Raw genomic sequence first — 23,189 nt, 5'->3', positions numbered from 1 at the left:
GACGCCGCGCGATTTCCGTCTCACGAACTGCCCCAGGTCGCCCATGTTGCCCGAAAGTGATGAGGAACGACTTGCCCCCGCATCCCGATCCGCCCATATCTGAGATATGTTGCGTCTGACCCCAATTCTGCTGGCGATCGCCTATGCCATTGTGATGTATCGGATTTCCGTCTGGCGCACCCATCGCGAGCTGGATGCGAAGTCGACCGAACTGGCTGATCCCGAGTTGAAGCGTATGACCGACCGCCTGGCCGCCGCCTTGGATGTGGCGCGCGTGCCGGTCTATATCTATGAAATCGACCCGGTGAACGGGCTGGCCGCACCGGACGGGCGCATTTTCATCACCCGAGGCTTCTATCGCAAGTTCCGCAACGGCGAGGTCTCAGCCGAGGAGATGGCCAGCGTCCTCGCGCACGAGCTGGGACATGTTGCGCTGGGCCACGCCCGGCGGCGGATGATCGATTTTTCCGGTCAGAACGCGATGCGGGCGGCGCTGATGATGCTGCTCAACCGGTTCATTCCCTTCATCGGCGCGTGGATCGCAAATGCGCTGACCGCGCTGCTGGCCTCGCGCCTGTCGCGGGCGGACGAATACGAGGCGGACGAATACGCAGCCGCCCTGCTGACCAAGGCCGGAATCGGGATCGGGCCGCAGAAATCCCTGTTTCACAAGCTTGAGGATCTGACCCAGCAGCGGGCGGGCGTGGTTCCGGCCTGGCTGATGAGCCATCCCAAGACGGACGAGCGGATTGCCGCGCTGGAGGCCCTTGAACAACGTTGGGAGCGTGGCTGAGGGTCAGAGTGCGAGAGGCCACACTCTCGCGATATTTGGAGCCAGGGGAAGAGGTCAGGCCGCCAAAGCCTTGCCGAGACGCGGCAGGCGGGCTTTTTTCATCAATGCGCGCAGAGTCCATCTGTCGCCCGACAGACGGTTGGCTTCGGTTAGGACCGATTGAGCCACCTCTTCGACACTGCTCGGGTCACTCTGCCAGATGCCGTGAAGGAAGCTGTCGGGGTCGATACGCGCAAGGCCCTCTTCCGCCAGAATATTCCTTGGAAAGTCTTTGGCATTCACGGTGATGATCGTGTCGGCCGAAGCGGCGACCGCGGTGGCCAGCACATGCGTATCGGCCGGATCGGGAAGCCAGAGGCGCTGTTCGAGGCCGGGTGCCTCGGGGCGTACGGCCTGCGGCCAATTTGCCTGCACCAAGGCGATTTCGGCCCGGGCCTGCGCCTCGCCCTCGGGACCGAGTTTGCGGGCGGCGCGGGCCCATTCTTCGAGGATGCGAGCCGACCAGAGCGGGGTGAAATGGCCCCGCGCGGCCACGCCCAGCAGCATCTCGCGCATCACCGTCGGGTAGATGACGCAGGTGTCGAGAACCGCCTTCACAGCCGGTAGAACACGGATTTCAGATAGCCGCTCTCGGCCAGCTGCGGCAGTTGCGGATGGTCGGGTCCGGCAAAGCCGGTGTGAATCATCTGCGCCTGACGCCCGGCCCGGCCGATACCGCGGGCGCAGGCCTCGCGAAAACGGGTCAGGTCGGCGGCATGCGAGCAGGAACACAGGCCCAGATACCCCCCCGGTTTGACAAGCGGCGCGGCCAGGCGGGCGATCCGCTCATAGGCCCGCAGCCCGGCATCCAGCGCCTGTTTCGACGGCGCAAAGGCCGGCGGATCGCAGATGACCACGTCGAACTGCGCACCGTCCTCACCCAGCTGGGTCAGAACTTCGAAGGCATCGCCCTGTCGGGTTTCAAAGCGGTCGCCAAAGTCCGATGCGGCGGCGCCCTGCTCGGCCAGAGTCAACGCGGCGGCCGAGCCATCGACCGACAGCGCATGATCTGCCCCACCGGCCAGCATGGCCAGGCCAAATCCGCCCACGTGGCTGAACACGTCCAGCACATGCGCGCCGGGGCCCGCCAGCCGGGCGGCAAGAGCGTGGTTGGGGCGCTGGTCGTAGAACAGCCCGGTTTTCTGGCCCCCGGTCAGGTCGGCCATGTAGGTCGCGCCATTCATCGGGACGGGCAGAGGGGCATCGGGCGCGGTGCCGCGCAGTGTCTGGTTCACGTCATCCAGACCTTCCAGCCCGCGGGTGCGGCCCGAGGCGTTCTTGAGCACGGTCGTCACCCCCGTCACCGAGACCAGCGCGTCGGTCAGAAGGTCCAGATGCGCCTCAGCCCAGGCGGCGTTGGGCTGGATCACGCAGGCATCGCCAAAGCGGTCGATGATGACACCGGGAAAACCGTCGGCCTCGGCATGGACCAGCCGGTAGAAGGGCGCATCGAACAGCCGTTCGCGCAGGTCGAGCGCGCGGCGCAGGCGGGTTTCGAACCAGCCGGCGTCCAGCTGTGCCGACAGGTCACGATCCAACACCCGGCACATGATCTTGGAATCAGGGTTCACTGCCACCAACGCGATCGGGGCGCGTTTGTCATCCTCTAGCACGGCCAGCGCACCAGGCGCGATCTTGCGGGTGCGCCGGTCGGTAACGATGTCATTGGCATAGACCCAAGGAAAGCCGTGGCGCAGACCGCGCGCATTGGCTTTGGGTTTCAAACGGATTCTGGGGCGGTCGGGCATGTCGGCATGGGTCATGGCGCCCTCATAGTCGCGATTGCGCGGGCAGAAAAGCCCCTCTGGCGATCCGTCAGCGTTGGCGCGCCCGCCAGCCGCCGCGCCGGCGCGGAGCCTGCGCGGTGTCCAGCCCTTCGCGCAGAACCTGTGTCATGGGATGGTCGGCATCCTGTGCGGTATAGACAGCATGCAACTCGGTCAGCGCCTGCTTCTGGTCGCGCCCGTCCGGCAGGCTGAGCGCCCAGTCCAAAAAGATGCTGCGACACTCGGGCAGCGTGATTCCGTCGATGCGATAGGCCTCGCGAATCAGGCCCTTGGGGTCGTTCGGGTCGTCACTGCGCGCCATCCGCACTCTCCTCGATCACCGCGCCGATCACTTCGGCTGCGGCAGCATAGCTGTCCTGCAAGGCGGACTGTAACTGCTCGACCTGCTCGAACCCGGTCGCCCGGCACAGAAAGGCCGTGCCCCCCTGCCCGATCTTGTCGGCCTCGATCACCTTGCCAGACAGTAGCCGCGCCGCGCATTGCACCGACCAGCATAGGTCATATGCGTCCTTCAACACCTGCGCCTGAGCGACATACAAAAGACCCGCAGCGACCGCTCCGTCCAAGCCCGAGTCGACGTCGCGCTGTGGCGCTCCGGACAACAGTGCGCCGGTTTCGGCCATCAGTTCGATATCCAGCAGACGGCCGGGGCCGTTCTTGACATCCCAGACACCGGCGGGAGATTTCGCGGCCGCGAGGCGTGCGCGCATGTCGGACACTTCGCGCAGGGCCTGATCCTTGTCGCGCGGGCGAGACAGGAACTGCGTTCGGAAAGCTTCGAAATCGTCTGCCAGATCCGTGTTGCCTGCAACTGCACGCGCGCGGGTCAAGGCCAGATGCTCCCAAACCCAGGCTTCCTCCTGTTGGTAATGAGTGAAGCTGGCCCAGCTTGTGGCGACTGGCCCCTGATTGCCGGACGGCCGCAGTCGCATGTCGACCTCGTACAAACGTCCTTGCGCCATCGGTGCCGATAGGGCGGTAATCAGCGCCTGTGTAAAGCGCGCATAGTAGGTGCGCGTGGCCAGTGGCTTGGGGCCGTCGGACATGTCCACCGCTTGCGGGTCGTAGATCACGATCATGTCCAGATCGGATTGCGAGTTCAGCCGAGCGGCCCCCAACGACCCCATGCCCAGCACCACAGCGCCACGCCCTGGGGGGGAGCCGTGCTTCTGCGAAAACTGCCGCTCTACGCAGGGTAAGATCGCGGCGATGACAACCTGCGCGAGGTCCGCGTATTGCCGCCCGGCCTGCAACCCGTCGATCAGACCGCGCAGGTGGTGCACACCGATACGGAAATGCCATTCCTTGCACCAGCGCCGCGCCAGATCCAGCTGCGTTTCATAGTCCGACTCAGCCGCCAGCGCGTGGGACAGTTCAGCCTGCAAGGCGGACTGACCGGGCCAATCGGCAAAGAAGCTGCCACCGATCACCGCGTCGAACACCTGCGCATTGCGCGACAGGTGCGCGGCCAGTGCATGCGAGGTTCCGACGATGTCGACCAGCAGGTCGATCAGATGCGGGTTGGCTTCGAACAGCGAAAACAGCTGCACACCAGCGGGCAATCCGGCCAGAAACCCATCCAGCGCCAGCAGCGCCTCGTCGGGACGGGCGGTCTTGGCCAGCCGGGCCAGCAATTCGGGTTTGAGCCGCTCGAAAATGCGCGCGCCCCGTTGCGAACGCAGCGCGGGATAGGTTGTCCACCGGGCCAGAACGCCGGCGTCGAACTCGACCGGGGGAGCTGCGGTCGGCGCGGGGCCGGCGCCGGGCGCGAAAAAGCCCTCGGTCAGCTCGTGCACCTCGGTCAGGCGGCGTGTCAGATCGGCTGTCAGGTCGGCGCTGGTGGTGCCCATCAGGCAGGCGATGCGCTCGATCCCGTCGGACGACTGCGGCACCTTGTGGGTCTGCGCGTCATGCACCATCTGGATGCGGTGCTCGACCTCGCGATGTGCGCGGTAATGGTCGGTCAACTTGTCGGCCACGTCCTGCGGTACCCAGTCCTTGGCTGCCAGCGCGGCCAGTCCCGGCACCGTGCCGCGCACGCGCAGGTCGGGGTCGCGGCCCCCGGCAATCAACTGCCGCGTCTGGGTAAAGAACTCGATTTCGCGAATGCCGCCCTGCCCCAGCTTCATGTCATGGCCGGGGATCGTCAGAGCCCCCCCGGTGCCCTTGTTCTCGCGGATGCGCAGGCGCATGTCGTGAGCGTCCTGGATGGCGGCGAAATCCAGATGGCGGCGCCAGACAAAGGGCCGCAGGGTCTCCAGAAACCGCTGCCCGGCGGCGATGTCACCGGCGCAAGGGCGGGCCTTGATATAGGCTGCACGCTCCCATGTGCGGCCCAGGCTTTCGTAATAGCGCTCGGCCGCCTCGGTCGCCATGCAGACGGGGGTGACCGCAGGATCGGGGCGCAGGCGCAGATCGGTGCGGAACACGTACCCATCGGCCGTCTTGTCGCTGAGCGTAGCGCAGAAATTGCGCGTGGCCCGCACCATGCCCTGCCGCGCCTCATAGAAATCGTCGGGATCGTACCGGGTTTCGTCGAACAGCACGATCAGGTCGATATCCGAGCTGTAGTTCAGTTCGTGCGCGCCCATCTTGCCCATCGACAGGATCACCATCCCGGCGGCGGTCTCGACGTCGTCTTCGGTCATGCCGGGCAGCTTCTTGCGCCGGATCAGCGCCGCGATCTCGGCCTTGGCCGCGATATCCACGGCAAGCGCCGCAAAGTCGGTCAGCGCCGTCGTGACCTGCTCGAGGTTCCAGGCTCCGGAAAGGTCGGCCAGGGCCGTCAGCAAGGCAAGCCGATGCTTGGCCTGCCTCAAGCCCGGTTTCAACTGGTCAGGAGCCAACGCGCGCGCGTCGTCCATGATCTGCGCAAGGGCGTGCTGCGGCCGATCCAGCGCCGGGGCCAGCCAATTGCGCTCACGGTCGATCAAGCTCTTGAGGTACGGGCTGCTGCCTGCGGCACCGGTCACCAGTTCGGACTGATCAGCGGTCAGATCCGGCACTGCGGCGCAGGCTTCTCGCCCCAGTTCGGGGTCGTAGGGGCGCGGGACGCGGCGAATGGTAAGATTGTCGGTCATGGGCGAATTCCGGTCAGGTAACCTCGACCGGAGTGTCCTGGCTGAAGGTATTGATCCAGCCATCATCCCGGCGTTGCCACAACGAAGAAATTAGCATCGCCTCGCGCGCGGACGCGCCCGGCCGCTGATAGTCCGCCCGGTAGGACAACAGGACGATATCCGCGGTCAGAACGCGCAATTGCGCCGCGCTCAACTCATATGACTCCATGGTCGGGCTGTCTGCGAACTGACCCACATGATCGTCGCGATTGGCGAAACCGGATGGGTAGACGCCCAGAAAATCGGCGCTCAGCAACGCCCAGTCCGCCTGCGCATCACCCTCGACCAAAGCGGTCCAGACCTGCTGCTCCAGGTTCAGGATTTCTTCAAGCGTCGGGACGGCCTTGTCGTTGTGCGTGTTCATGCCCGCACGTTGCGCAGGATCAGAACTGCCGTCAACCGGGGCACTAAATGTAAATCTTTTTCACATCGCCCCTTGCATCCGGGCCGGGCCACCCCATCTAGACCAATGTGAACACAATTTACATCAACCTGGAGAGCCCAAATGACCGCATTGTCCGAACACGCCGTCCCCCGCAACCCGGGATGGTTGCACCGTGCAGAGGCCTGGCTTGACGACAAGGGTAAAGGCGCCTGGATCGCTGCCATGGTCCTTGGTTTCATCTTCTTCTGGCCCGTCGGCCTGGCCCTTCTGGCCTATATGATCTGGAGCAAACGCATGTTCAGCAAATCCTGCAGCCGCCGCCATTCCTGGCACAGCCACATGAGCGCGATGAAGCCCTCGGGCAACAGCGCATTCGACGCCTACAAGGCCGACACGCTGGCCCGCCTGGAACGGGAACAACAGGATTTCGAAGCCTTCCTGCACCGCCTGCGCGAAGCCAAGGACAAGGCCGAGTTCGACCAGTTCATGAACGAACGCGCTCAGGAGAATACGGCGGACGACAAGGACGAAACCGCCTGATACCCTACCGCCCTGCCCCCTCTCTGTGGGACAGGGCAAACCTCAACAACCGACTGGAAATTCCTTCATGTCTCATCTGCCCGACCCGGATCGTCAGCCGGACTTCTACAAATCCGTGGCGATCAAACGCTTTTTTGCGTGGCTGTTCGATATCGCCTTCATTTCGCTGCTGTGCACGGTTGCCATTCTGCTGACCTTCGGCATGGGCCTGTTCGTCATCGCGCTGATCTATGCGGTCGTCAGTTTCATCTACCGAGTCGTCACCATCGCAAACGGGTCTGCCACGCTGGGCATGCGCTTTATGGGGATTGAGCTGCGCGACGCATTTGGCGAACGTATGGATACCGGCAAGGCCGTCGCGCATACAGCCGGTTACTTTGTCAGCATGGCGTTTCCGATCCTGCAGATCATCTCGGTCATCATGATGCTGACCAGTGCCCGCAACCAGGGCCTGACCGATGCCTTCCTCGGCACCGTAATGCTGAACCAGCGCGCCTGACACGGCCCGTTTCTGGGACTTGGCGACCCCAGAAACGGTTGCTATCATCGGCCCCGAGGAAACACGGGGCCTTCATGCGACACACGCTGCCGATTGCGCCGCAGTTCTATGTGACTGCACCACAGCCCTGCCCTTATCTCGAGGGCAGGATCGAGCGTAAGCTGTTCACCGCCCTTCAGGGCGAAGGCGCGGATCAGCTGAACAACTCTCTGTCGCAGCAGGGTTTTCGCCGGTCTCAAAACGTACTTTATAGGCCTTCCTGCACCGATTGTGCGGCCTGCCTGTCGGCCCGGATCGACGTCTCGGCATTTTCTCCGACCAAAAGCCAGAAACGCGCGGCGCGGCGCAATGCGCATCTTCAGCGACGCGCGACCTCACCTTGGGCCACCGACGACCAGTACGAACTGTTTCGGCGGTACCTGGACACACGGCACGCCGATGGCGGCATGGCGGATATGGACGTGTTCGAATTCGCCGCGATGATCGAAGAGACCCCGATCCGCAGCCGCGTCGTTGAATATGCCGACCCCAAAACCGGAAACCTGATCGCCGTCAGCCTGACCGATGTTCTGGATGACGGGTTGAGCATGGTCTATTCCTTCTATGACCCGAACCAGCCGCAAAGCTCGCTGGGGACCTATATGATCCTCGATCATATCGACATCGCGCGCGAGGCCGGGCTGCCATATGTATATCTGGGCTATTGGGTCCCCGGCAGCCCCAAGATGGGCTACAAGGTGAAATTCGCCGGGCTCGAGGTCTATGTCAAAGGCGGGTGGCAGCGTGTGGACGACCCGGAGGCGTTCACCGACTCAACGCATCACCCGCTTTCGACGGCTCCGATTGCCGAGCAGGTCGCGAATATCCAACTTCCCGATCGCCACCCTACCAAAGGTTGAATTCCGATGCAGCAAGGTTTGCACGCCGTCACCTTGGTGGTGCCGGACTATGATGACGCGATCGCGTTCTACACCAAGACGCTTAGGTTCCGGCTGACCCAGGACATCGATCTGGGCGAAGGCAAACGATGGGTTTTGGTTACGCCCCCCGGCAGCGATGGGGCTGCTCTGCTGTTGGCCAAGGCTGACGGAGACAGCCAACGGGCCGCAATCGGTAATCAGACCGGAGGTCGTGTCGGGTTTTTCCTCAGAACCGATGATTTCGCCCGCGATCACGCAGACATGCTGGCCAACGGGGTCCGGTTCGAGGAAGAGCCCCGCCATGAACCCTATGGCATCGTTGCCGTCTGGCAGGATCCGTTCGGGAACCGTTGGGACCTGATCCAGTTCACCTGACAACCGGCGTCAGCCGGGACCAAAGCAAAGGGGGCCTCGCGGCCCCCTTTTCACTTTGATAACGCCATCACCGATCAGTTCGGGATCAGGTCCGGCACGATCGTCACGATCGACGGGAAGAACCACAGGATTCCGATGCCAACCACCTGGATCAGCACGAAGGGGATGATCCCGCGGTAGATATGGCCCGTCGTCACTTCTTTCGGCGCCACGCCGCGCAGATAGAACAGCGCAAAGCCAAATGGCGGCGTCAGGAACGAGGTCTGCAGGTTCACCGCCACCATGATCGTCACCCATTTCGGGTCGAACGACCCGCCATAGATCACCGGACCCACGATCGGGATCACGATGTAGATGATCTCGAGGAAGTCCAGCACGAAGCCCAGGATGAACAGCACCAGCATCACGATCAGGAAGACCGTGAACTCGTTGTCAAAGCTCTTGAGGAACTGCTGGATATAGTGTTCCCCGCCGAACGAGATCACCACTAGGTTCAGCAGCTGCGATCCGATCAGGATGGTGAACACCATCGAGGTCACCTTGGCGGTTTCCCGCACCACCGGTGTCAGAACACCGCTGGCATACAGCACCCAGCAGGCGAACAGCAGGCCGAACAGCGCATAGAGGTAGGTGGCATAGGCCAGGATGAACGCAATCCAGGTCTCGACGCTTACATCGCCTTGGTTCACGCGGAGGTCAAAGTTGACACCCAGCAGAAGGCAGATGATGACAGCGAAGGTGGACCAGATGATCACTTTGCCCGACCGTCCCTGATCCTGCAGTTTGCGATAGGCCGCCAGCATGATGGCCCCGCCTGCCCCCAGCGCTGCTGCCGGAGTCGGGTTGGTCACACCACCCAGGATCGATCCAAGTACCGCGATGATCAGAACCAGCGGCGGGAATACCACGCGGATCAGATCATTGGTCGCACAGCGCGCCGCCGCTTCCTTGCAGCCATACATGGCAAGCCCGAAAGGCAGCGCCAGCAGCAGGAAGGTGGCCCCCGACGAGGTGGTCGGCGCAATCAGCAGCACATCGACCAGCAGCATCAGGATCAGCCCGATTGCACCCACGATCAGCGGCTGCGGCGATTGCGAAGGCGCAATGCCGCGACCCAGAACCAGCGTCAGACCCAGCAGTACGACCATGACCGCGACACCGGTGCCGATCGGGGCGGCAGCCGCAATCTTGGCTTCACGGGCCGAAGCCAGTTCTTCTTCGCTCAGTCGTTGCGCTTCGGTTGCGCCGCCGGCAGCATCGATGGCTTCCTGCTCGGCCACGGCCTTGTCCCAGGCCGCCTGACCATGCAGGTCGATCATCGAGGCCTTGCACTCCTCGGATACGTTGGTGCGCAACGAGGCCGCCTCACCGATATCCGAGAAGCCGGAAACCGTGATGTTCTGGCTTCCGATGACACCGGCGCTTCCCAGCAGAACCGCGCCCACGATCAGTGCGACCGGGGCACCCAGCAGCCAGGTCAGGCCTTCCGAGCGGGTGATGGTCTCGCCGCTGCCCCCTGACAGTTCGACCGCAGGTGCCTTGTGCGGGTTGAGCAGCGCGTATCCAAAGGCATAAAGCGCATAGAGCAGCGCTAGCATGATCCCCGGCAGCAGCGCCGCCTGGAACAGCGTCCCCACCGAAACCACGGCAGGCTCGCCCAGATAGGTCAGCGCGTCGGTACAGCCCGCTTCGACCGCGCGTGTCTCCTGCGCCGTCGAATACAGGTCACCCGCCAGCGTGCCCAGCAGAACGATCACGATCGAGGGCGGAATGATCTGCCCCAGCGTGCCCGAGGCTGCGATCACACCCGTCGCCAGTTCTGGCGAGTAGTTGTTGCGCAGCATGGTCGGCAGGGCCAGCAGGCCCATCGTCACCACGGTCGCGCCCACGATACCGGTCGAGGCCGCAAGGAATGCCCCCACAACCACGATCGACACCGCCAGACCACCCGGCAACGGGCCAAAGACGCGCGCCATCGTGGTCAGCAGATCGTTGGCGATTTTCGAGCGTTCCAGCGTGATGCCCATCAACACGAACATCAGCACCGCCAGCAGAGTCTCGATCGACTGACCGGCCAGAACTCGTTCGTTGATACGGTTCACGATGAAGGACACGTTGCGGTCCAACGCGGTTTCCCAACCCTGAACAAAGACCGGCTCGGCGATCCTTGGCAGGTCCGGGTATCGGAACACGGATATCACATCGGGTTTCACACCCGAATTCACGATGTCCCGATAGGCTTGCGAGCTTGTGTCGATCGCCTGGTGGATCAGCAACCCGGCGCTGTCCAGCGCGGCGATGATCCCGAAAGAGATGATACCGGCCCCGCCGATGGCAAACGCCACCGGAAAGCCGCTGAGAATCCCGCCAAACAGGCAGAGGAATACGATAATGAGGCCTATCTCGACGCCATCAAGTCCGAATAGCATTGTCTTGGTCTCCGTCCTTAATGTGTGCCTTCGTAGGCTTCTTCACCCTCGCCAAGGCTGTCCTTGTCGAGGTATTTTCCAGCGCTTTCCGGGCCTTCGACATATTCGAGATAGGACCGGTAGAAGAACGCGATCGCGTGCAGGAACACCATCGCGGCAAAGGCCACAAGCAGGATCTTGAACAGGAAGTAGGCATTGAAGCCGTTGGGGCTGAAGCCGATGGTTTCGACGTTCCAGCGCAGCGCGCGGGATTTCATCACCAGCCGATCCAGCGTGTCGCTGGCCGAGGGCTTCGGCACGATCAGGTGACGCCACATGAAGTACCAGCCATACATCCAGGTCAGCACGGCGATGGGCATCATGAACAGGATCGAGCCCAGCATGTCGACCACGCGCTTGGCCCGGTGCGAGATGCCGGCATAAACAAGGTCCACACGGACGTGGCCGCCCTGCACGAATGTGTACGTGCAGCACAGGCAAACGACGAGCGCGTTGTACAGCTTCAGCTCTTCGGCATACCAGCTGATATCCATCTGGAACGGGATACCCAGACCAAACGCCATGTCAGGCCGCGCGAACACACGCTGCATGAATACGATGACGATTTGCTGGATCACCATCAGCAGGCCCGCCCAGGCAAAGAAGCGCCCGGTCGTGTTGGCGAACCCTTCCAAAACGCGCACCATGCCCCACATGAAGCCGCGGAAGTAAAGCCCGATCGCGGTCAGCACGAGGAAGATCGTGAAGACCACGAAAAAGAACTCGACCGACCCGCCGTAGTAGACAAAGCGCATGATTGCTTCTTTGTCCGACCAGTTCAGCCACAGCTGCGGATGCGTGATGGCGTATCCGAAATTATAGAAGGCTTCGGCGATGCTCTGAACGAACCAGACCAGTCCGTTCCACAGGGCGCCGAAGAACGAGATACCGTTTTCGTCCTGCATAATGTCCCCAGGTCCCGTTGGTTGCGACGCTGATTATAGCGGAAAACCGTGCGATCCGCGCATCTGCAACAGGAAAGGTTTCCCCGCACGTGGCGGGGAAACCGTTTGATTGCCAGACGGCCAGTTAGCCCAGAACGCGGTCGCGCTGCGCGGTGTAGACGCCCGACGACATGTTCAGCCACGACGACGAGGCTTTCATCGATGCCATCGCGCTGTCGTGGATCTTCTTGAACAGCTCGTCGCTCATGTTCTCGGCCAGAACTTCCTGGCTGGCTTGTCCGAAGGCATCCCAGACACTGTCGGGGAATTCCATGACCTTCACGCCACCGGCCTGCAGACGCTGCAGCGCCGCGCCGTTGTTGGCCAGGAACTGTGCCAGGTTCCACTGGTGCGCTTCGCCGGCAGCGATTTCGATGATCTTCTGGTGCGCCGGCGAGAGGCTTTCGAACACGTCGCGGTTGGTGGCAAGCGACAGGCCTGCGCCCGGCTCGTGGAAACCGGCGGTGTAGTAGATCTTTGTGATCTCCTGGAAACCGGCCTTTTCGTCGGCCCAGGGACCGATCCACTCGGTGCCGTCGATGGCACCCGAGGACAGTGCCTGATACACTTCCGAACCCGGAATGTTCTGAACCGATGCGCCCAGTTTACCCAGAGCCTTGCCGCCCAGACCCGGCATACGGAACTTCAGGCCATTGAAGTCTTCGGGGCTGTTGATCTCTTTCGAGTACCAGCCGCCGGCCTGCGCACCGGTGTTGCCTGCCAGGAACGATTTCAGGCCGAAGATCTGGCCCAGTTCGTCATGCAGCTCCATGCCGCCATCGAAATAGTACCAGTTCACCAGTTCCTGCGCGGTCATGCCGAACGGAACGGCCGTGAAGAACGCGTAGCCCGGGTGCTGACCGACAAAGTAATAGTCGGCGGCGTGATACATGTCAGCCTGACCCGACGAAACGGCGTCGAACACTTCGAACGCACCCACCAGCTCGCCCGCTGCCTTGATGTCAACGGTCAGGTTGCCGTCGGACATTGCGGTGATGCTGTCGGCGCAACGCTGCGCGCTGTCGAACACGCCAGCCAGACCGCGGCCCCACGAGGTAACCATGGTCAGCGTGCGCTTGCCCTGCGCATAGGCGGGTGCCGCCAGTGCGGTTGCCGCTGCGGCCGAGCCGCCCAGTGCCGACGTTTTTAGAAACTTACGACGATCCATAAGAGTAATCCTCCCCTTCATAGTCACGACTCGGGCAGCGCCCGAGCCAGTCGTTTACGGTAGCGTCACCCTAATGAAGGCCGTTTGAAAAGGAATACCTATTACTACGTAGATCAGATGGTTTTTTCTGCGGAACGCGCAATTGAGGGGCTCATTTTGACCCGCAAACCGCGAGTCCTGGGCGTTTCAAGCGCCGGAATGCCCAATCTCTTTGCAATTTCACCCCCGCTTGCGTATCGATTCGACCATGGGGAAACTCCGCGCTCTGCTTTCACTGACCTACGCTCAGAAGCTGTCGCTGGTGGCGGCCATTCCGCTGGTCGTGGCCGTGGCCGCAATCGCGGTCATGGTGGCCTACGAATCCCGCGCGACTGCTGAACGCGAGATCAAGGCGTTGGAGCGTCGGCTGATTGAGGCCAAGAAGGAAGAGCTGCGCAATTACGTGACACAGGCCCGAAACGGGTTCGCTTATATCTACGGACGCGCGTCTCCGGATGACAAGGTCGCCCAGAATCTGGTGACCCAGATCCTGTCGGCGATGATCTACGGAAAGGACGGGTTCTTCTTCGTATACGATTATGACGGCAACAACCTTGTCAGCCCGCGACAGACCGAGTTCATCAATCAGAACTGGGAGGGCCTGACGGACAGCAAGGGCGTTCCGGTCGTCGACGAGTTCATCCGCTTGGCCCGGCAGGGTGCCGGGTGGCACAGTTTCATGTGGCAGAAGCCCTCGACCGGGGAAGAGGCGATGATGATCGCCTATGTCGTCGGCCTGCAGGATTGGCGCTGGGCCGTGGGAACCGGTGTATTCATCGACGACATCGTGGCCACCGTTGCAAATGCCCGCGCCGAAGTCGAAGCGCGGGTGCAACGCACGTTCCTGTACATCGGCGGAATCGTTCTGGCGGCGGTTCTGATCGTCTTCGCCTCGGGGATGCTGTTGAACATCCGCGAACGCCGGCTTGCGGATGCCAAGCTGAAGGAACTGACCAAACGGGTCATCGACGCGCAGGAGGAGGAGCGCGGCCGGGTGGCGCGTGAGCTGCATGACGGGATCAGCCAGATCCTGGTCGGGGTACGCTATGCGCTGGACAATGCCCGGCGGCGCCTGTCCAAGGGAGATCACGACGGCGCACGTGCGCCGCTGGACAAGGGCATCGACAACCTGGGCACCGCGATTACCGAAGTGCGCCGCATTAGCCGCGATCTGCGGCCCGGCGTTCTGGATGACTTGGGACTTGGCCCGGCCCTGAAGGCGCTGACCGACGATTTCCGCGAACGGACCGGGATCGAGACAGAATTCTCGACCGTCGTGTTCCGCAATCGTCTGGACCAGGACAGCAAGATCGCCCTTTATCGTATCGCGCAAGAGGCCCTGACGAATATCGAACGCCATTCTGGCGCAACCCGCGTCACGATCGACCTGCGCGGCCACAAGAAGGGCGCGACCATGCGCATTACCGACAACGGCCGTGGCCTTCGGTCACGACCGGGCCGGGTCAGCACCGGGATCGGGCTGCGCAACATGCAAGAGCGCATAGAACAGCTTGACGGATCCTTGCGTATCCTGTCATCACGCGGCGCACAAAGTGGTACAGTGATCGAAGTCAGCCTGCCGCTGAGCCACCTGTTGCCGCCGCAGGAAGACGCGACACCCAAAGGAAAGGCCGGTTCCTGATGACCGAAACGATCCGAGTCCTTATCGTCGACGATCACCCCATGGTCGCCGAGGGCATCCAGTCGATCCTCGAGAGTTTTGACGACATCAAGGTCGTCGGCACGTTGGGCAATGGCCGAGACGCGGTGGATCAGGCCGCGCGCCTGCAGCCCGATGTCATCCTGATGGATCTGAACATGCCGGGGCTCGGGGGGCTCAGCGCCACGGAGCTGATCCTCGAACGGCTGCCCGACACCCGCATTCTCATTCTGTCGATGCATGACAGCCCGGAATACATCTCGACCGCATTGAGCCACGGGGCCAAGGGCTATGTTCTCAAGGATGTGCCGACGGACGAAATCAAGCAGGCCATAGACGCAGTCATGCGTGGAGAGCGCTATCTGTGCACCGGGGCGATCGGATCGCTGGAACCGAAAGAGGATGCGGCGCGCGAAGCACTCACCGGACGCGAGCAGACGATCCTTCTGGAATTGGCGCAGGGCAAGTCGAACAAGGAAGTCGCGCTGGCGCTGGATATTTCGGTTCGCACGGTCGAAACTCATCGCAAAAACATCAAGCGCAAGCTGGGCATCTCATCGACTGCCGGCCTGACCCGATATGCGCTGGAACATGGCGTTCTGCAAGGAACCGGCGTGGCCTTCTGACGGCCGCGCCATCAGCGCAGCTTCCGCGCTTCAGCGGATTCCCTCGCCGAAAAAGACCAGCGTGCCGTCCTCATCCAGAACGTGAAACTCTCGCTGTTGATATGGCTGATCGAATGGCGCACGAACCCGCCCTTCGGGGAGATCTTCGAGTTCGGGACGCAGGCTTTCATACAAGTCGTCTATATCCTCGACATCGATATAGAAGGATTGCTCGTGACCCAGCGGCAGGCCATCCGCGCGCGGCGGGCATTCCAGCAGGCGAATTGCAACCGGGCCAAGCCTGAGAAAAGCATAGTTGTCTTGCGTGAACCCACACGCGAAACCCAGACGATCGCAGTAGAATGCAATTTGCCGGCTCAGCGAGGAACACAGGACAAAAGGGGTCAGCTGAAGAATACGTGGCACCTTGCACTCCCTGGCAGGATCTGACTGCTCCACCCTAGCACGGGTCAGTCCAGAAGCTCATCGTTTCGCAACCCCTCCCTGTCGTGATGACACGGCAGCACACGACCATAGAGCTGCCGGGTACGCTCGACCCCGCCACACATGCCTTCGGCCTCGACAAAGGAGAATATCCCCACGTAGCGCGGCCGTGCACCCGACACCGGCGCCACGCGATGCAAGGAATAGCGCCCCCGAAAGATCTGCAGATCACCGGGATTGAGCTCCAACTGGCGTACCATTCCCATATTGCCGTCTAAAACCATCGCCACCTTGTCAAAGTTCTCCTCCTCGGCGGTGCGCAGGTTCGGCGCGTATTCGAAGGCGCCGCCTTGCTCGCCATTCTGGATCGCCAGAGTAACCGTGTAGTTGTTCGTATCGAAGTGCCACGGAAAGCCCTGCCCCTCTTCGACCACGTTGATGATCACATCCGCCAATGGATCATCGTAGCGAAAGAACCGATCCTCGGGTTCATTCAGCGCTTCGCGGATGAAGGGCAGAAAACCTTCGAACTCGTAAATTCTGCGCAGGGGACCGGTTGACGGGAAATTGTCGGCCGGAACAAAGGCGTTCGACCGGTCATAGAACCGACGGATCGGGTGGGCGATACCAAAGCGGGGATCGTCCTTGGTGAAATAGGCGTTGGTCCGGTTGAAACTGCGATGCGCGCTCGGCGCGACGGCTTCGGCTTCGGTCAGCAACTGGCTCAACCCGTCTTCGTGGACAAATCCGGGCAAAACTGCGCAACCATCTTTGTCGAGGTCACGACGAATGTCATCGATCAACCGATCATAGGCCGCCGAATTCGGACGATCTATCGGATAGCGCCCGAGGTCCACCAGATCCACCAGCATGCCGTCCTCCCTGACTTGTTCGCAGCTCCAGCCTGTCCCACCCCGGACCCCGCATCATGCCCGTTTCAGACATCGCTCTGACGCATTCTGACCTCGACCACCGCTGGGAACTCGGTAAAACTCGGCCAGTATTTCCGGAAATTTCTCGACATGCGGCAATCTGCGCAACAAAATGTCGCAAAATTCGACATCAGAGTCAGGAAATTGGCCAGATTGCCTGTTGACGCCCCTTCGCGCCGCCCATAATGTCTGCCCCACGCAAAAAGGAGCCTCTGGCGATGAGAGCGCTAGTCGTAATCGTAGGAAACACGCGCATGGGCCGGTAACGGTAAGCCATAATCGAACCCATGCGCCTCCGAAACTTCGGGGGCTTTTTTTTGTCAAACGCAAGACACATGTCGCGAACGGAGCAAAGCAGATGACACGTGAGATGACCGGCGCAAAGATGGTGGTCCAGGCCCTCAAGGATCAGGGCGTGGACACGGTATTCGGATACCCCGGCGGCGCCGTGCTACCGATCTATGACGAGATCTTTCTGCAAAATGACATCCGTCACATCCTGGTGCGGCATGAACAGGGCGCGATACATGCCGCCGAAGGCTACGCCCGTTCAACCGGCAAACCCGGTGTTGCACTGGTGACCTCGGGGCCCGGCGCGACCAACGCGGTGACCGGCCTGACCGACGCGCTTCTGGATTCGATCCCGATCGTGGTTCTGACCGGTCAGGTGCCGACGTTCATGATCGGCTCGGATGCGTTCCAAGAGGCGGATACGGTGGGCATCACCCGGCCCTGCACCAAGCACAATTGGCTGGTCAAAGACACCAACTCGCTGGCGGAAACCATGCACGAGGCGTTTCACGTCGCCACCGCGGGCCGTCCCGGTCCTGTGTTGATCGACATCCCCAAAGACGTTCAGTTTGCCACCGGCAAATACACCGCGCCGAAACCATCGACCTCGCATTATCAACCGGCGCTCAAGGGCGACATCGAAGAGATCACCGAACTGGTCGCCGCCATCGAAACCGCCAAGCGGCCCGTGTTCTACACCGGCGGCGGCGTGATCAACTCAGGCCCCGCTGCCAGCCAACTGCTGCGCGAGCTGGTCGACGCGACCGGGTTCCCCATCACCTCGACCCTGATGGGCCTGGGCGCCTATCCGGCATCGGGCAAGAACTGGGTCGGGATGCTGGGCATGCACGGTCTGTACGAGGCGAACATGGCCATGCATGACTGTGATCTGATGATCAATGTCGGCGCCAGGTTCGACGATCGGATCACGGGGCGTATCGACGCCTTCTCGCCCAAGTCGAAAAAGGCGCATATCGACATCGACCCGTCCTCGATCAACAAGGTGATCCGGGTGGACATCCCCATCGTGGGGGACGTGGCGCATGTTCTGGAAGACGTGCTGAAGGTCTGGAAGGCGCGTGGTCGCAAAACCAACACCGAAGCGATCGCCAAGTGGCAGGCCCAGATCTCGGACTGGCGCAAGGTCAACTGCCTTGCCTACACCAACAGCGAAAAGGCGATCAAACCCCAATACGCGCTGGAACGGCTCGAGGCGCTGACCAAGGATCACGATCGCTATGTCTGTACCGAGGTAGGCCAGCACCAGATGTGGGCCGCGCAATTCCTTGGGTTCGAAGACCCCAACCGCTGGATGACCTCGGGCGGGCTGGGCACCATGGGCTATGGCTTCCCGGCTTCGATCGGGGTGCAGATGGCACACCCGGACGCGCTGGTGATCAACGTCGCGGGCGAGGCCAGTTGGCTGATGAACATGCAGGAGATGGGCACCGCCGTCCAATACCGCCTGCCGGTGAAACAGTTTATCCTGAACAACGAACGCCTGGGCATGGTGCGCCAGTGGCAGGAACTGCTGCACGGCGAACGCTACTCGCATTCGTGGTCCGAGGCCCTGCCCGATTTCGTCAAGCTGGCCGAGGCCTTCGGGGCCAAGGGGATCATCTGCAAAGACCCCGCCGATCTGGATGACGCGATCATGGAGATGATCAATTACGACGGTCCGGTGATCTTTGACTGTCTGGTGGAAAAGCACGAGAACTGCTTCCCCATGATCCCGTCGGGCAAGGCCCATAACGAGATGCTGCTGGGCGAGGCCGAAACGAAGGGTGTCATTCAGGCTGGCGGCGCGGTGCTGGTTTGATATTGCTTGCGGACACAGGGCCACGCTGTTGGCCCTGATGGACGCTCACAGGACAGGACGGAACATGCCCGGCATCCCCACTCAGACATCTCCACGCGAGAACCTGCAGATTTTTGCGGGGCGTCGCGGCTGGCAGTTGGGCATTCTTGTCCCTGCGCTGGTGCTTGGGGTCTTTGTCATCTGGCTCGGCCTCAGCTGGAGCGAGATCGCGGCCAATGGCAGCGCCGGCTTTCCGATCGACTTTCGGGTCTTCTGGGCCGCCGGACGTCTGGCCCATCTGGGTGAGCCTCTGTCGGCTTTCAGTGTCGACAGCCTGACCGCCATGCACAACGTCATCAAGGAAGATGATTGGATGCCCTGGTCTTACCCGCCCGCGTTTCTTGCAACGCTTCAACCCTTGGGCGCCCTTCCCTTCCCCATTGCCTGGCTGGTCTTCTCGATCGCGTCGATCGTCGCGATGATATTCGCCGCCCGGCCGTTCGCGGAAGGCATCACACCGGTCTGGTTCGCATTTGCGCTACCACCCGCGATATTGCCGACCCTGTTCATGGGGCAGACCGCAGCCTTGTGGATGGCCGGTTTGCTGGCGGCACTTGCAGCGCTCAAGAACCAACGTTTGGTTCTTGCCGGCTTTTTTATCGGCCTTCTGACGCTCAAACCTCAGCTGGGCATCCTGATCCCCTTTGCTTTGCTGGCGTGCCGGGCGTGGCCGACCATCATTTCGGCCGGCGTCACGACCCTGGTTATCTCGGGATTGGCGACCGCGCTCTACGGTCCGGAATACTGGCTGGAAATGCGCAACATGATGGCGGTCCACTTTTCGGTGGTGCGTGAAACCATCGTCGAAAACAATCTGATGCTTAGCCCCTATTCGACGCTCGCCAGCTTTGGGCTGCCCGAGCCTGTCGCCTTGGCCGTTCAGTGGACGATCACAGCCTGCGCGGCCATCATGGTCACGATCACATGGCGCAGCCCCCGGATCGGTTTTGACCTGCGAGCCGCGGTGCTGGCGCTGGCGGTTATGCTGTCCACCCCATACCTGTGGTTCTACGAATCTGCTCTGATCTCCGCTGCGGGACTATTCCTCTTGCGCGCAGGTGTATTGACGAACAGCCCATGGGGCCTGGCGCTGGCCGGAGCGATGTGGCTGGGTGCCGCCCCCGCTTTCTTCGCCTTTCTGTTCCGCGGCGAGGCCGACATCTCGATCCGCCTGCTTTTTGCACCGCTTTTGTATCTTTCCTGTCTGGTTTGCATCGGTGCCGTTGTTCAACGGCTGCGGGCGCCAGACTATTCCTCTGCCAACGATGAGGTCTTCCAATGACTGCACTCAAGATCCGAAAAGGTTCCACCCGCCACTCGGCTTACAACCTGCGCCCGACCTTCTCGGACGTGCAGGAACGCCACACGATTGCTGTTTTGGTCGAAAACGAACCGGGGGTTCTAGCCCGGGTCATCGGGCTGTTCTCGGGGCGCGGCTACAACATCGAAAGCCTGACCGTGGCCGAGGTTGACCATACCGGACACCTCAGCCGCATCACGATCGTCACCACCGGTACACCGCAGGTGATCGAACAGATCAAGGCTCAGCTGGGCCGTATCGTCCCGGTGCATGACGTGCATGACCTGACAGTCGAAGGCCCTTCGGTCGAACGGGAACTGGCGATCATCAAGGTCGTTGGCGAAGGCGACAAGCGGGTCGAAGCGTTGCGCCTTGCCGACATTTTCCGGGCCAATGTCGTGGACAGCACGTTGAATTCGTTCATCTTCGAAATCACCGGCGCGCCGGACAAGATCGATGCATTCGCCGACCTGATGCGCCCGCTGGGCTCTGTCGAGGTTGCACGAACAGGTGTCGCGGCCCTGCTGCGCGGCAACTGATTTTTCGCGAACCCATCAAAACGCCCCGTCGCCCTCGTTGACGGGGCGTTTTGCGTTGTCGGATCGTTTCCTGCAGGTGCGCAACTGAGCACTGACAGGAAAAAGACCATACAAATGGGCTTAATGCCTATTGCGTTCGCGCCTGAGCGCGTTACGCTTGGACCAGAACAAGCAAACTGCGTGTTCCATGGGGTCAATTTTACGATTTCTTGACTGGCGACCGGCCTTTCTGGCCGCTCCGGTCGTGTTTCCCGAACCGTTGCAAACCAGAGTGAGACATGGCCGTAGACACTCGCACGCCCGCCGAGCTGCGCAGCATGCTGGGGGCGAATCTCAGGCAACTTGCCGACCGCTATCCTTCGGTCGCCGAACTGTGCAGACAGCTGGGTGTCAACCGCACGCAGTTCAACCGGTATCTTTCTGGCGAGAGTTTTCCACGCCCGGACGTTCTGGACCGGATCTGCCGGTTCTTTGACGTGGACGCCCGCATTCTGCTGAAACCGCTTGAGGAAATCCCCGCGCCCCGGCGCTGTGACCTGCCCGAAAGCGTGGTCCAGTTCCTTCGGCCCGGACTGGCAGCCTTGACCGAGGACACGTTTCCAAGCGGCGTCTATCTTGTGACGCAACATGGCGGCGAAGCCGATCCACGCGCCCATCATTGGCTGGTTCAAACCCGGCACCTGCATCAGTGTGCTGTCCTGCGCGGCTTCCTGCCGCCGGCCATGGCCGGTACGCGTTCCGCCACGGGCCGTGAACTTCGTGGCTTCGCCGCCTGCGCCGGACCCAATATCTACGCAGTCTTGTCGCGCGAGGCTGGTCGTGACAGCAAGACGATGGTGATCCGCAAGGACATGACCGATGGCAACGGCGTCTGGATCGGTTCGTGCATGGAGCACTCTGCGGCTACTCCGCACATCTACAGATTGGAAATCCGCCATCTGGGCCACGATTTCCGGGCAACGCTGGAGGCAGCAAGACTGGCACGCAGGACATAGGAAACCGCCCAAACTCCCGTGCATGTCGTTGTGAGAAAAGCCGGAGTCGCAGAAGTGTAAGCGAGGGCTGGCCCCGGATGCCTAGGCTGGTGGAGAAGCGAGGAGAACCAGATGGCCAGCACCCCAACCGAACTGTCGGCTGTTCGTCAGAGCATTGAAACCGCTCTGGGCCTGCCCAACGCACATTATACGGACCCTGCCCTGCACGCCGAAGAAACTCGCGCCCTGCTGCTGGATGGCTGGGCCGGTCTCGCGGTCACCGCCGATGTCCCCGAGCCCGGTGACGCGGTTCCGCTGGAGTTCATGGGTATTCCGCTCCTGTTGCTGCGTGACCGTTCCGGTACGGTCCGTGTGTTTCAGAATATCTGCCGTCACCGCGGCATGATCCTGGTCGGAGAGCCCCGCAAGATCGAAGGCGCCATTCGCTGCCCCTATCACAGCTGGTGCTATTCCACCGAAGGCCGGCTGGTCGCCACGCCGCATGTGGGCGGCCCGGGCCAGAACGCACATGACGCGGTCAGCAAATCGGAACTCGGCCTGATCGAGGTGCGTAGCCATATATGGCGCGACGTGGTTTGGATCAACGTCTCGGGCGACGCGCCGACGTTCGAGGATGCCAACGCCAGGCTGATCGAGCGTTGGGCCGAGTTCGACAAGCCGCTGTACCACGGCGGCCCGGAAAGTTCCTTTCGGTTGGACGTCAATTGCAACTGGAAACTGGCGGTCGAGAACTACTGTGAAAGCTATCACCTGCCGTGGGTGCATCCCGGGTTGAACAGTTACTCGCGGCTTGAGGATCACTATCACATCCAGGAGCCCGGCCTTTATTCCGGTCAGGGAACCTTGGTCTATCGGCAACTGAAAACTGAGGACGGTCGGGTTTTTCCCGATTTCGAAGGTCTCAGCGAGAAATGGGACACCGCAGCCGAATACATTGCCGCCTTCCCCAACGTGCTGCTGGGCGTGCACCGGGACCACGCCTTCGCCATCATTCTGCGGCCCGAGGCCCAAAACCGGACCTCGGAGCACATCCACCTGTTCTATTCGGCGCCGGATACCGATGCGGATCTGCGCGCCCGCAATGCCGAGCAGTGGAAAGTGGTCTTTGAAGAGGATGTGTTCGTCGTAGAAGGGATGCAGCGTGGCCGCGCGGCGCCGGGGTTTGACGGCGGACATTTCTCGCCGGCGATGGACGGGCCGACCCATCTGTTCCACGACTGGGTGGCGCAGCGTCTGATGGCACATCGCAACGAACTGGCCGCTGAATGACCGACCTGCACACCCGCCTTCTGCAGGCGCATGCGGCGGGTGACATCACGGCTTTGGCTGAATTGTACGAATTGGCCGCCGCCAGCCAGCAGGACGACGACGCCCGGAGCTTTTTTTTGACCCACGCCTATGTCCATGCGCTTGAAGCCAACCTGCCCGGCGCGGGACGTCTGCGTCAGATGCTGGTCGACATGGGCCGCGAAGTGCCCGATTCCTGACC

Annotated in this window: 23 protein-coding genes; 13 read left to right on the top strand and 10 right to left on the bottom strand. The window is 61.8% G+C overall.

Going from position 1 to position 23,189, the window contains the following annotated elements:
- Positions 1 to 106 precede the first annotated feature (106 nt).
- A complete protein-coding gene (locus ACR0NB_RS03340; RefSeq protein WP_480774932.1) occupies positions 107 to 793 on the top strand; it encodes a M48 family metallopeptidase in 687 nt (228 codons plus the stop codon).
- A gap of 54 nt (positions 794 to 847) precedes the next feature.
- Here the strand turns inward: ACR0NB_RS03340 and ACR0NB_RS03335 are convergent, their stop codons facing one another.
- Genes ACR0NB_RS03335 through ACR0NB_RS03315 form a run of 5 tightly spaced genes read right to left on the bottom strand, consistent with a single transcriptional unit; the run spans position 848 to position 6,102 of the window.
- Positions 848 to 1,390, bottom strand: a complete 543-nt coding sequence (locus ACR0NB_RS03335) for an RSP_2648 family PIN domain-containing protein (protein ID WP_480774931.1) — start codon at positions 1,388 to 1,390, stop codon at positions 848 to 850.
- Positions 1,387 to 2,595 (bottom strand): RSP_2647 family RNA methyltransferase, encoded by a 1,209-nt coding sequence (locus ACR0NB_RS03330; RefSeq protein WP_480774930.1) that lies wholly within the window; start codon positions 2,593 to 2,595, stop codon positions 1,387 to 1,389. Before ACR0NB_RS03330 ends, ACR0NB_RS03335 begins: the two co-directional genes overlap by 4 nt.
- Before the next feature lie 52 nt (positions 2,596 to 2,647).
- The gene (locus ACR0NB_RS03325) at positions 2,648 to 2,920 is read right to left on the bottom strand and encodes a hypothetical protein (protein ID WP_170338699.1); all 273 of its coding nucleotides are present in this window, start codon (positions 2,918 to 2,920) and stop codon (positions 2,648 to 2,650) included.
- Positions 2,907 to 5,699, bottom strand: coding sequence for a [protein-PII] uridylyltransferase family protein (locus tag ACR0NB_RS03320; protein ID WP_480774929.1), 2,793 nt, complete (start codon positions 5,697 to 5,699; stop codon positions 2,907 to 2,909). The genes ACR0NB_RS03325 and ACR0NB_RS03320 overlap by 14 nt, the downstream gene beginning before the upstream one ends.
- A gap of 13 nt (positions 5,700 to 5,712) precedes the next feature.
- On the bottom strand, positions 5,713 to 6,102 hold the full coding sequence (locus tag ACR0NB_RS03315) for a DUF4440 domain-containing protein (RefSeq protein ID WP_480774928.1): 390 nt from the start codon (positions 6,100 to 6,102) through the stop codon (positions 5,713 to 5,715).
- Between the two features lie 141 nt (positions 6,103 to 6,243).
- Between ACR0NB_RS03315 and ACR0NB_RS03310 the strand changes: the two genes are divergently transcribed.
- The 4 genes from ACR0NB_RS03310 to ACR0NB_RS03295 all read left to right on the top strand — a co-directional run bounded on the left by ACR0NB_RS03310 (position 6,244) and on the right by ACR0NB_RS03295 (position 8,457).
- Complete coding sequence (locus tag ACR0NB_RS03310; protein ID WP_170338185.1) at positions 6,244 to 6,663, top strand: DUF2852 domain-containing protein; 420 nt, start codon at positions 6,244 to 6,246, stop codon at positions 6,661 to 6,663.
- A gap of 67 nt (positions 6,664 to 6,730) precedes the next feature.
- On the top strand, positions 6,731 to 7,162 hold the full coding sequence (locus tag ACR0NB_RS03305; RefSeq protein WP_093962341.1) for an RDD family protein: 432 nt from the start codon (positions 6,731 to 6,733) through the stop codon (positions 7,160 to 7,162).
- 74 nt (positions 7,163 to 7,236) lie between these two features.
- Positions 7,237 to 8,061 (top strand): arginyltransferase, encoded by an 825-nt coding sequence (locus tag ACR0NB_RS03300; RefSeq protein WP_093962342.1) that lies wholly within the window; start codon positions 7,237 to 7,239, stop codon positions 8,059 to 8,061.
- Positions 8,062 to 8,067: 6 nt separating this feature from the next.
- Positions 8,068 to 8,457 (top strand): VOC family protein, encoded by a 390-nt coding sequence (locus ACR0NB_RS03295; protein WP_170338689.1) that lies wholly within the window; start codon positions 8,068 to 8,070, stop codon positions 8,455 to 8,457.
- A gap of 74 nt (positions 8,458 to 8,531) precedes the next feature.
- Here the strand turns inward: ACR0NB_RS03295 and ACR0NB_RS03290 are convergent, their stop codons facing one another.
- The 3 genes from ACR0NB_RS03290 to ACR0NB_RS03280 form a co-directional block, all read right to left on the bottom strand.
- Entirely contained in the window at positions 8,532 to 10,886 is a 2,355-nt protein-coding gene (locus ACR0NB_RS03290; protein ID WP_170366234.1) for a TRAP transporter large permease, read from the bottom strand.
- Positions 10,887 to 10,903: 17 nt separating this feature from the next.
- Positions 10,904 to 11,830, bottom strand: a complete 927-nt coding sequence (locus ACR0NB_RS03285; protein ID WP_170338177.1) for a TRAP transporter small permease subunit — start codon at positions 11,828 to 11,830, stop codon at positions 10,904 to 10,906.
- Between the two features lie 124 nt (positions 11,831 to 11,954).
- Positions 11,955 to 13,037, bottom strand: coding sequence for a TRAP transporter substrate-binding protein (locus ACR0NB_RS03280; protein WP_170338175.1), 1,083 nt, complete (start codon positions 13,035 to 13,037; stop codon positions 11,955 to 11,957).
- A gap of 247 nt (positions 13,038 to 13,284) precedes the next feature.
- Here ACR0NB_RS03280 and ACR0NB_RS03275 point away from each other — a divergent pair, with 247 nt between their 5' ends.
- Both ACR0NB_RS03275 and ACR0NB_RS03270 read left to right on the top strand, forming a co-directional pair.
- The gene (locus ACR0NB_RS03275) at positions 13,285 to 14,718 is read left to right on the top strand and encodes a cache domain-containing protein (protein ID WP_480774927.1); all 1,434 of its coding nucleotides are present in this window, start codon (positions 13,285 to 13,287) and stop codon (positions 14,716 to 14,718) included.
- Positions 14,718 to 15,362: a response regulator transcription factor gene (locus ACR0NB_RS03270; protein WP_170338171.1), complete on the top strand. Its 645-nt coding sequence runs from the start codon at positions 14,718 to 14,720 to the stop codon at positions 15,360 to 15,362. The genes ACR0NB_RS03275 and ACR0NB_RS03270 overlap by 1 nt, the downstream gene beginning before the upstream one ends.
- Positions 15,363 to 15,392: 30 nt before the next feature.
- Here the strand turns inward: ACR0NB_RS03270 and ACR0NB_RS03265 are convergent, their stop codons facing one another.
- Positions 15,393 to 15,767, bottom strand: a complete 375-nt coding sequence (locus ACR0NB_RS03265) for a bleomycin resistance protein (protein WP_480774926.1) — start codon at positions 15,765 to 15,767, stop codon at positions 15,393 to 15,395.
- A 44-nt stretch (positions 15,768 to 15,811) separates the two neighbouring features.
- Positions 15,812 to 16,657 carry a HalD/BesD family halogenase gene (locus ACR0NB_RS03260; protein ID WP_480774925.1) on the bottom strand — a complete coding sequence of 282 codons (846 nt, stop codon included), beginning with the start codon at positions 16,655 to 16,657 and terminating at the stop codon, positions 15,812 to 15,814.
- A gap of 418 nt (positions 16,658 to 17,075) precedes the next feature.
- On the opposite strand from ACR0NB_RS03260, the gene ACR0NB_RS03255 reads away from it, so the two are divergent.
- The 6 genes from ACR0NB_RS03255 (at position 17,076) to ACR0NB_RS03230 (ending at position 23,187) form a co-directional block, all read left to right on the top strand.
- Complete coding sequence (locus ACR0NB_RS03255; protein ID WP_170338679.1) at positions 17,076 to 18,827, top strand: acetolactate synthase 3 large subunit; 1,752 nt, start codon at positions 17,076 to 17,078, stop codon at positions 18,825 to 18,827.
- A gap of 64 nt (positions 18,828 to 18,891) precedes the next feature.
- Positions 18,892 to 20,148 carry a glycosyltransferase family 87 protein gene (locus ACR0NB_RS03250; protein WP_170443027.1) on the top strand — a complete coding sequence of 419 codons (1,257 nt, stop codon included), beginning with the start codon at positions 18,892 to 18,894 and terminating at the stop codon, positions 20,146 to 20,148.
- Positions 20,145 to 20,705 (top strand): acetolactate synthase small subunit, encoded by a 561-nt coding sequence (gene ilvN, locus ACR0NB_RS03245; RefSeq protein ID WP_093962354.1) that lies wholly within the window; start codon positions 20,145 to 20,147, stop codon positions 20,703 to 20,705. The genes ACR0NB_RS03250 and ilvN overlap by 4 nt, the downstream gene beginning before the upstream one ends.
- Positions 20,706 to 20,983: 278 nt before the next feature.
- Positions 20,984 to 21,700, top strand: coding sequence for a helix-turn-helix domain-containing protein (locus ACR0NB_RS03240; protein WP_254429924.1), 717 nt, complete (start codon positions 20,984 to 20,986; stop codon positions 21,698 to 21,700).
- Between the two features lie 111 nt (positions 21,701 to 21,811).
- A complete protein-coding gene (locus ACR0NB_RS03235; RefSeq protein WP_170528837.1) occupies positions 21,812 to 22,969 on the top strand; it encodes an aromatic ring-hydroxylating oxygenase subunit alpha in 1,158 nt (385 codons plus the stop codon).
- A complete protein-coding gene (locus ACR0NB_RS03230; protein WP_170338672.1) occupies positions 22,966 to 23,187 on the top strand; it encodes a hypothetical protein in 222 nt (73 codons plus the stop codon). Before ACR0NB_RS03235 ends, ACR0NB_RS03230 begins: the two co-directional genes overlap by 4 nt.
- The last annotated feature ends 2 nt before the right edge of the window (positions 23,188 to 23,189 follow it).

This window comes from Ruegeria sp. CG3 (assembly GCF_056537205.1).
This window is presented reverse-complemented; position numbering and strand designations above follow the sequence as displayed.